General features: G+C 61.5%; 13 protein-coding genes. 6 read left to right on the forward strand and 7 right to left on the reverse strand.

Features of this window, described 5'->3' with window-relative positions:
• Positions 1–66 precede the first annotated feature (66 nt).
• Both pth and ychF read left to right on the forward strand, forming a co-directional pair.
• Positions 67–672: an aminoacyl-tRNA hydrolase gene (pth, locus tag CP49_RS10305; RefSeq protein ID WP_057850159.1), complete on the forward strand. Its 606-nt coding sequence runs from the start codon at positions 67–69 to the stop codon at positions 670–672.
• A gap of 135 nt (positions 673–807) precedes the next feature.
• On the forward strand, positions 808–1905 hold the full coding sequence (gene ychF, locus CP49_RS10310) for a redox-regulated ATPase YchF (protein ID WP_057850160.1): 1098 nt from the start codon (positions 808–810) through the stop codon (positions 1903–1905).
• Between the two features lie 93 nt (positions 1906–1998).
• Here ychF and CP49_RS10315 read toward each other — a convergent pair whose 3' ends face one another.
• The gene (locus CP49_RS10315) at positions 1999–2292 is read right to left on the reverse strand and encodes a DUF4282 domain-containing protein (RefSeq protein ID WP_057850161.1); all 294 of its coding nucleotides are present in this window, start codon (positions 2290–2292) and stop codon (positions 1999–2001) included.
• Positions 2293–2483: 191 nt separating this feature from the next.
• On the opposite strand from CP49_RS10315, the gene CP49_RS10320 reads away from it, so the two are divergent.
• The 3 genes from CP49_RS10320 (at position 2484) to CP49_RS45870 (ending at position 3736) form a co-directional block, all read left to right on the forward strand.
• A complete protein-coding gene (locus CP49_RS10320) occupies positions 2484–2945 on the forward strand; it encodes a MaoC family dehydratase (protein ID WP_057850162.1) in 462 nt (153 codons plus the stop codon).
• A gap of 2 nt (positions 2946–2947) precedes the next feature.
• A complete protein-coding gene (locus tag CP49_RS10325; RefSeq protein WP_057850163.1) occupies positions 2948–3430 on the forward strand; it encodes a MaoC family dehydratase in 483 nt (160 codons plus the stop codon).
• A 162-nt stretch (positions 3431–3592) separates the two neighbouring features.
• Positions 3593–3736 carry a hypothetical protein gene (locus tag CP49_RS45870; protein ID WP_197423066.1) on the forward strand — a complete coding sequence of 48 codons (144 nt, stop codon included), beginning with the start codon at positions 3593–3595 and terminating at the stop codon, positions 3734–3736.
• 48 nt (positions 3737–3784) lie between these two features.
• Here the strand turns inward: CP49_RS45870 and CP49_RS44475 are convergent, their stop codons facing one another.
• The 6 genes from CP49_RS44475 to CP49_RS10350 all read right to left on the reverse strand — a co-directional run bounded on the left by CP49_RS44475 (position 3785) and on the right by CP49_RS10350 (position 7156).
• On the reverse strand, positions 3785–3922 hold the full coding sequence (locus CP49_RS44475) for a hypothetical protein (protein ID WP_156438246.1): 138 nt from the start codon (positions 3920–3922) through the stop codon (positions 3785–3787).
• Between the two features lie 156 nt (positions 3923–4078).
• Positions 4079–4495, reverse strand: coding sequence for a hypothetical protein (locus CP49_RS10330; protein WP_057850164.1), 417 nt, complete (start codon positions 4493–4495; stop codon positions 4079–4081).
• 181 nt (positions 4496–4676) lie between these two features.
• A complete protein-coding gene (locus CP49_RS10335; protein WP_245310639.1) occupies positions 4677–5579 on the reverse strand; it encodes a hypothetical protein in 903 nt (300 codons plus the stop codon).
• 90 nt (positions 5580–5669) lie between these two features.
• The gene (locus CP49_RS10340; protein WP_057850168.1) at positions 5670–6104 is read right to left on the reverse strand and encodes a nuclear transport factor 2 family protein; all 435 of its coding nucleotides are present in this window, start codon (positions 6102–6104) and stop codon (positions 5670–5672) included.
• A gap of 169 nt (positions 6105–6273) precedes the next feature.
• Entirely contained in the window at positions 6274–6540 is a 267-nt protein-coding gene (locus tag CP49_RS10345; protein WP_057850169.1) for a hypothetical protein, read from the reverse strand.
• A gap of 166 nt (positions 6541–6706) precedes the next feature.
• Entirely contained in the window at positions 6707–7156 is a 450-nt protein-coding gene (locus tag CP49_RS10350) for a nuclear transport factor 2 family protein (protein WP_057850165.1), read from the reverse strand.
• Between the two features lie 206 nt (positions 7157–7362).
• On the opposite strand from CP49_RS10350, the gene CP49_RS10355 reads away from it, so the two are divergent.
• The gene (locus tag CP49_RS10355) at positions 7363–7542 is read left to right on the forward strand and encodes a hypothetical protein (RefSeq protein WP_197423067.1); all 180 of its coding nucleotides are present in this window, start codon (positions 7363–7365) and stop codon (positions 7540–7542) included.
• The last annotated feature ends 181 nt before the right edge of the window (positions 7543–7723 follow it).

Raw genomic sequence — 7723 nt, forward strand, 5'->3', positions numbered from 1 at the left:
GCGGCTGGCGCGAAAGCGCCGGCTGGCGGCGACAAGAAGAAGTAAACAGCGGCGGGATGCCGCGTCATGCGCCTGTTTGTCGGTCTCGGTAACCCCGGTTCGAAATACGCGAACAACCGGCACAACATCGGGTTCATGGCCGTCGATGAAATTGCGCGGCGTCACGGTTTCGGACCGTGGCGCCGCCGTTTTCAGGGCGAAACCTCCGATGGCACGCTCGATGGTGAAAAGGTCGTTCTGCTTCGGCCGACCACCTACATGAACGAGTCCGGGCGCGCGGTTCAGGAAGCCGCGAACTTCTTCAAGCTGTCCGCCGGCGAGATCACCGTGTTTCAGGACGAACTCGAACTGCCGGCAGCGAAAGTGCGCGTCAAGATCGGCGGCGGCATTGCCGGCCACAACGGGCTGCGCTCGATCTCCTCGCATATCGGCAACGACTATCGCCGCGTGCGGCTCGGGATCGGTCATCCTGGCGTCAAGGAGCTGGTGCACGGCCACGTGCTGTCGGACTTCGCGAAAAGCGACCGCCCCTGGGTGGAAGCCTTGTGCGCGGCGGTGGCCGAGAATGCCGGGCTACTGGCGACGGGCAAGGATTCGACGTTCCAGAACAAGGTTCATCTGGCGCTGCAAGCCAAGGGAATTTTCGACAAGGACGAGGATGGCGGGCCATAAGCTCACCTCGTCATCGCCGGACTTGATCCGGCGATCCATCCTCTCAAGGAAGATGGATACGCGGGTCAAGCCCGCGTATGACGACCGTAAATTAAATCACGCGCCGCGTTGTAGCGCGAACGATCGGAAAGCACGATGGGATTCAAATGCGGTATCGTTGGCCTGCCCAATGTCGGCAAGTCGACGCTGTTCAACGCGCTGACCGAAACGGCAGCAGCGCAGGCGGCCAATTATCCGTTCTGTACCATCGAGCCGAATGTCGGCGAGGTTGCGGTGCCTGACCCCAGGCTCGACAAGCTGTCGGCGATCGCGGGCTCCGCGCAGATCATCCCGACGCGATTGACCTTCGTCGATATCGCAGGCCTGGTCCGCGGCGCGTCCAAGGGCGAAGGCCTCGGCAACCAGTTTCTTGCCACCATCCGCGAGGTCGACGCAGTCGCGCATGTGGTGCGGTGTTTCGAAGACTCCGATATCACGCATGTCGAAGGCAAGATCGCACCATTGGCCGACATCGAGACCATCGAAACCGAACTGATGCTGGCCGACCTCGACAGCTTGGAAAAGCGCGTCGACAATCTCGCCAAGAAGGCCAAGGGCAACGACAAGGATGCCAAAGAGGCGCTCGATCTCGTCAACCGCGCGCTGGTGCTGCTGCGCGACGGCAAGCCGGCACGGTTTCTGGAGCGCAAGCCGGAGGAAGAGCGCGCCTTCGGCATGCTCGGCCTCCTGACGTCGAAGCCGGTGCTCTATGTCTGCAACGTCGAGGAAGGCTCGGCCAAGGACGGCAACAGCTTCTCAAAACAGATGTTCGAGCACGCCAAGAAGGAAGGCGCGGTCGCGGTGGTGATCTCCGCCAAGATCGAATCCGAGATCGCGACGCTGTCACGCGAGGAGCGCGCCGAGTTTCTCGAGACGCTCGGTCTGGAAGAGGCCGGTCTCGACCGCCTGATTCGCGCCGGCTACCAACTGCTCGACCTCATCACCTATTTCACCGTGGGCCCGAAGGAGGCCCGCGCCTGGACCATCCACCGCGGCACCAAGGCGCCGGCGGCGGCCGGCGTGATTCATACCGATTTCGAGAAGGGTTTTATCCGGGCCGAGACCATCGCCTATGCCGACTACGTCGCACTGAACGGCGAAGCCGGCGCCCGCGACGCCGGCAAGCTCCGCCTGGAAGGCAAGGAATATGTCGTCGCCGACGGCGACGTCATGCATTTCCGGTTCAATACTTGATTAGTGTGGTCATTCCGGGATGGTGCGTAAGCACCAGACCCGGAATCTCGAGATTCCGGGTTCGATGCTGCGCATCGCCCCGGAATGACGACCTTACCGCATCTGCCCCTGATCGCGGATCGCGCCGAGATGCTCGTTGATGCGGAAGACGATCAGGATGAATTCCGCGGCGATGCGCGAAAACACTACGCCGACCACGATCCCGGCGATCGAGGACAGCAGCAGGATGAATCCGCCGAACGGGCTGATCGCCATCGCGGCAAGCGCCGAAAAGATCCCGGATAGGCCGAACAGCACGATCAAGCCAATGACAAGCCAGTAGAAGGTCTTGATGATCGTGGGCGTGATGAAGCGGTCCCACTGAAACAGATCCTGAAAATCGAACATCGATGGTTCTCCGGCGAGTCAAAAACCTGGTCCCAGATGGCACAGGGCTAGCCCCGAAAACTGCTTCGGGCAAGTCAGGGCGAGCGCCGGAAGCGGTACTCGCCGCTGGCGAACGAGCCATGCGGGTGGGCGGGTTGAGATTGCCGCAAATAACGGCCACAATCGGGCTTCCTCATAACAATCCTCAATCCATGACAACGCTGACCTTCGAAGACTTCACGCCCGGCCATTTCGGCACGTTCGGACCGCGCCACGTCACGCGCGAGGAGATCCTGGCCTTTGCCGCCGAATACGACCCGCAGCCGATGCATCTGGACGAGGCGGCGGCCAATGCGTCGATGCTCAAGGGGCTGTCCGGTTCGGGCTGGCATCTCGGCTCGATCATGATGCGGATGCTGTTTGACGGCTTTATCGGCCGCACCGCCTCGCTCGGCTCGCCCGGCGTCAACGAGATGCGCTGGCTGGCGCCGCTACGCCCGGGCGACGACCTGACGCTGGATGTCGACGTCGCGGAGGCCAGGATTTCGAAGAGCCGTCCCGAAACCGGCATCGTGACTTTCAAGGGTACGATCCGCAACGCGGCCGGCGTGGTGCTGTGCCAGATGGAGTCGCCGATCATCGTGCGCCGGCGCGCCGAGGCGGGAGCGGGCTAGCAATGCGTTTCTTCGAGGACATCGAGATCGGCGCGCAGCGCGAATTTGGCTCGTTCACCTTCACCGCTGACGACATCAAGAGGTTTGCCACGCAGTTCGATCCGCAGCGCTTTCACCTCGATGAGGAGGCGGGCCGCAAATCGCTGTTCGGGGGACTGGCTGCATCGGGCTGGCACGTCGCCGCGGTCTGCATGAAGCTCCTGGTCGCCGACGGCAAGCGCTTGACGGCGGAGGCTGTCGCACGCGGCGAGAAGGTCGCGGTGTGGGGACCCTCGCCTGGCTTTCGTGAACTGCACTGGATCAAGCCGGTGCTGGCCGGCGACACCGTCAGCTATTCCAACCGGGTCGAAACCAAGCGGATCTCGGAGAAGCGGCACGAATGGGGTATTGTGCAGGCCCGCAATACCGGCACCAACCAGCGCGGCGAGGTGGTGTACTCGTTCCTCGCGACCGCCTTCGTGCCGCGGCGGAATGTGGGTTCCTGAGGAATCCTGGCCTGGATCATTCCAGCCCACCCGCGAACATGGTTAGCCAATTGTTCGTTAGCTCCTCGTAATCCATGACTCCATGGAACGGATTTTTTGCTAACGCATTTTGAACTTTCTGCCTGCCAAATGCGTCTCAGGGGAAGTACCGAGGGGATGACCATGGCAGATCGCAGCGGCCTGAAATTCGTCGGCTTTATTTTCGCAACCGTCACGATGGCGGTGATGTTGACCGCCACAATGGTGGTGAAATCCTATGCCGACGGTGTGTACACGATCGAGGACACCGCGTTCGTCCGCCAGTAGTTGCGGGTCGGATAGCCAAGATCTGATAGCCAAGGGCGCTGAAGCAGTTCAGCGGCTCCAGATCAGCGTCATTGCCACGACCGCAAGCGTCAGCAGTCCGACGAAGCGGATCACGATCGTGCCCATGCTATGCGACGATTGCCGGAGCGGCATTGAATTCATGTTGTCTGGCTGAACGTTTTGCATCGCCGGTGTGTCCCCAAAAGGTGCCTGCCGCCACGTGACGACGTCCGTCCTTGGACGCGACCGTGCTTATAAAGTTCAGATCGAACACTGCCAAACGAAACCGCCGCGCTCCCGTACGGAACGCGGCGGAGTGTTAGATTTTTGCAACGATCGAAATCAGCCGTTGCGCAGACCGTCAGCAGCGCGCTTCCACTGCGTGACATTGTCGGCGATCATGCGCGTCGACTTCATCGCGGCCTGGCTGAGCTGCGCATAGCCCGAAATCTCGCGCTGGACGCGCTGGCCTTCGGCATGCAGCAGGTCGCGGAGGCTTTCCAGTTCGGAAATCAGCTTCTCGATTTCTGCAAGTGAAGTGCCGGCGACGCGCTGGATCAGCGAATTGACGTTGTTGACGGTGGCTTCGGCATTGGCGTCGAGCGGGGCGGTCTCCGCGGCGACCGCCGGCCGGCGCAGATAGGCGATGTCGTTGCGAACGAAGTCGCGGATGCCGGCCTCGACCTCGGATACGGCGGCGAGATCGCTGTCGACCTCCGTGTTTGATTCAACCTGTTCGGTGCGATTGATGGCGTTCATCGGCAATTCCTCTGTTTCGCTTTCAGGCGAGCGCGGACGTCCCCCGCACGACGAAGTGGAGCGGATCCATCTGTCCTGCCGATTTTGACCGCATCTTGGCCAATCTGGGGCAATGGTCGATCATTCTCGCGCGTTAACCTTTTGGGGCCGAAAAACCCGTCAAATCAGCGGATTTCCGCCTCTACCAGCTACGCTTGAAGCCGGCGCTGAGGCTCTTGTTGGCGACGCCCGACGGCGTTTCGCCGATCGAGCCCGAGATTGTGACGCCGTCGAACAGCTTTTGCTCGGCGCCGACCTTGCGCAGCCATTTGTCGTCCGATGTCGACAGGTGCTGGCCAGCGATCAAGCTGGTGCCGGTATCGGCGATGCTGAGCCTTGCCGACTGGTCGGTCTCGTAACTCCGTTCCGGATGGCTGATGATGCCGGGCACCGGCACGATGCCCTGCTGGATAAGGTTGTAGTCGTTCTTCAGGGTCAGCGAGTATTCCTCGCTAAGCGACAGCGATTTGCTCAAGGAAGTGCCGAGCTTGCTCTGCTCCGATCCGGGGTCGACGCGGGCTTCGACCGCGGTCTTATCCCAGATCGAGGCGACGCCGGGGGCGGTGATCGCCGCCCAGGCAGTGCCGGAAGATTGCGGCAGGCTGCCGCCATTGGCGAGCTTTTCCGAAAGCAGTTCGGACGTCGTCACCGCGCCTTGCCTTGCGACCGTCATGTCGGCGCCGATGCGCGCATCCCAGAACGGCGTGATGGATTGCTTGACCGACACCGCGGAGGTGCCGTTCGCCCTTTCATCGGCGGACCACGAGGCGTCCAAGCTGCCAACGCCTTTCGATGCAGCGCCGCCCTTCGGCGTCTGAAAGGTCAGGGTTGATGCATCGACATTGAGCTGGCTCCAGTCGAGCTTGCTGACGTCGATGTCCTTCATGATGTCGGCGTCGTTGACGCTGGGAGCCGCCTCGGCTTCTTCTGCCGCAGGTTCGTCCTGATCGTCGTCTGGCGGCAGCGTTTGTGCCGTTGCCGCCAATATCGACGCCAAACTTACGCCGGCCACCAGCATTGGCAGCCGTGCCCAGCCAAATCGCATTTTCGGAATCATTGCCCCGCCCGCATTCCAAGTGCTGCCAAGAATGCGTTTGTTTTAGTGCGAAATTATGACCGCGCGTGCCTTCAAGCGTTACACCGCCATCCGCGGCAGGTGGATCGGATAGCCCACGGTTTGTTCGACCAGATCGAAGGTGTCGACCAGCACGCGGAAGTTGGTCAGGCGGCCGGCCTTGAACTGCGCGAAATGGGCGATCCGCAGGCTGATCGGCTTGTTCGAATCCAGCGCCGTCAGCGAATAGCGCATCATCGAGGCGGCCGAATCCACTCCCAGCATGATCGATTCGCGGTCGAAGCGGTGGACACGGAAATTGTCCGCGATCTGCCTGACCACCTCGATCACCGCCGCCTTGCCGCGGCGCGAGCCGAAGAACGGATACATGTCGATCGGTCCATAGATCGCCCAGTCGACGTCTTCGTCGAGCACGGCTTCGAGATCGGCGGGCTGGCGTTCATTGATCGCGCGATGCAACGCGCGTGAAAAACGCCAGAGACTATGCTCTGTCATTTTGCTGTGGTCCTTGAAACTGGAATTTAAAGCGGCAATCGCGCCCATGGGCATCTTCATCGACGCCGGGCCGACATGCCGAACTTCACCGTTGCAGCCAGAAATAGAGTAGTTCGGCCAAAATACAATTGCCGTTTTTGCATTGCACAAATGCGGCGATTCCGCTCGGCTAGCGGTCGTGGCGGCGCACCGGCTCGCGCTCGATGGCGATCTCGGCGTCGCGAATCGCGATGATACCGAACAGCAAGGCGCCGCCGATGCCGCCGATCGCGGCCCCCAGCGGCATGAAGGTAAAGAACACCAGCATTCCGCTATAGCCTTCAAAACTCGTGGTTTTGAAGATTTCCACCCAGACGAGGCCGGCCCCGATGCCCAGCGCCGCGCCTCCCAGCGTCCCCAACGCCAAACCAAGCAAAGTCAGCAACGCGATCTTCATATGTACTTCTTGTCCGGAAAACACCTTGTGGTGTGTCACGGACAGCGCGATCAGGTTCAATGACGCGGGGAATATCCGGCGGTCATTCCGGGGCGCACGAAGTGCGAACCCGGAATCTCGAGATTCCGGGTTCGATGCTTTGCATCGCCCCGGAATGACGACTGCGTCAGATCGGGTCCGGCCTCCGGCCGGTCAGGATCGCGGCGACGTCGCGTTCGAGCAGTTGCTGGACCAGATCGAAGGTATCGATGATTTCCCTGATATGGCTGATCTTGCCGTCGCGCAGCGTGTAGAAGCCGGCGATGTCGAACTGCACCATGCGCTGATTGATGCTCTTGCGGAAGAACACGCGGATAAACGCGGCCGCCTTGTTGTCCTCGGCGACCAGGATCGGCACCTCGCAGCGCAGCTCGGAATAGCGGGCGCGGACCGCATCCCACATCTCGCGCAGTTCGGCCTTGCCGCGGCGGTGGCCCATATGCGGCAGGATGTCGATCGGGGCGTTGGCGAGGGATTCGACGTCGTCGGTGCAACGCTCCAGCGCGCCTTCGACGTCGCCGGAATACAGCACGTTGAGGAAATCCAGCACGCGCTGGCGGTTTGATCCCTCGGTCATTCGCCCACCTTACCTGTGTTCGATCGGCTCTTGCGGCCGGCCCCATTGTGAACGGAACGGCAGAAGTATCAGCCAAAGGAACCAAAGTATCTGTCGCGATGGTTTCGAAATGGTTCACTGCTGCGAGCCGGGCAGACGCGGCGGGCCGTTCCGGGGAACGATCCCTCCACGGCCCGCGTTGCTTTCGGTTGATAACGGAGACCATGATGACGAAATCCGTTCCGCCGGTGCCGCAGGATAACCAGAGCCACAAGGGCCCCGGCAGCGCGCCAAACGTTCCCCTCGACACCACCAAGGGCCATCGCCACGACGAGAAGAACAACATCCGCGAACAGGCCGAACACGGCAACATGACGCAGAACACCAGCAACCGCCGGTCGGGGTGAGGCGGGGCGGCATTCTCGCTGTCGTCCCTGCGAACGCAGGGACCCATAACCACCGGCGGAGATTTTGCGAAGGGCGTCTGCCACACTGCCTTATCGAGAGATCACGCGGTATGGGTCCCTGCGTTCGTGTTTGGTCCCGGGAGATTGGCGAGAGCTTCGAGCGGAGCGAGGTAGCCGAGGC

The organism is Bradyrhizobium valentinum, from assembly GCF_001440405.1.
Classification (GTDB): domain Bacteria; phylum Pseudomonadota; class Alphaproteobacteria; order Rhizobiales; family Xanthobacteraceae; genus Bradyrhizobium; species Bradyrhizobium valentinum.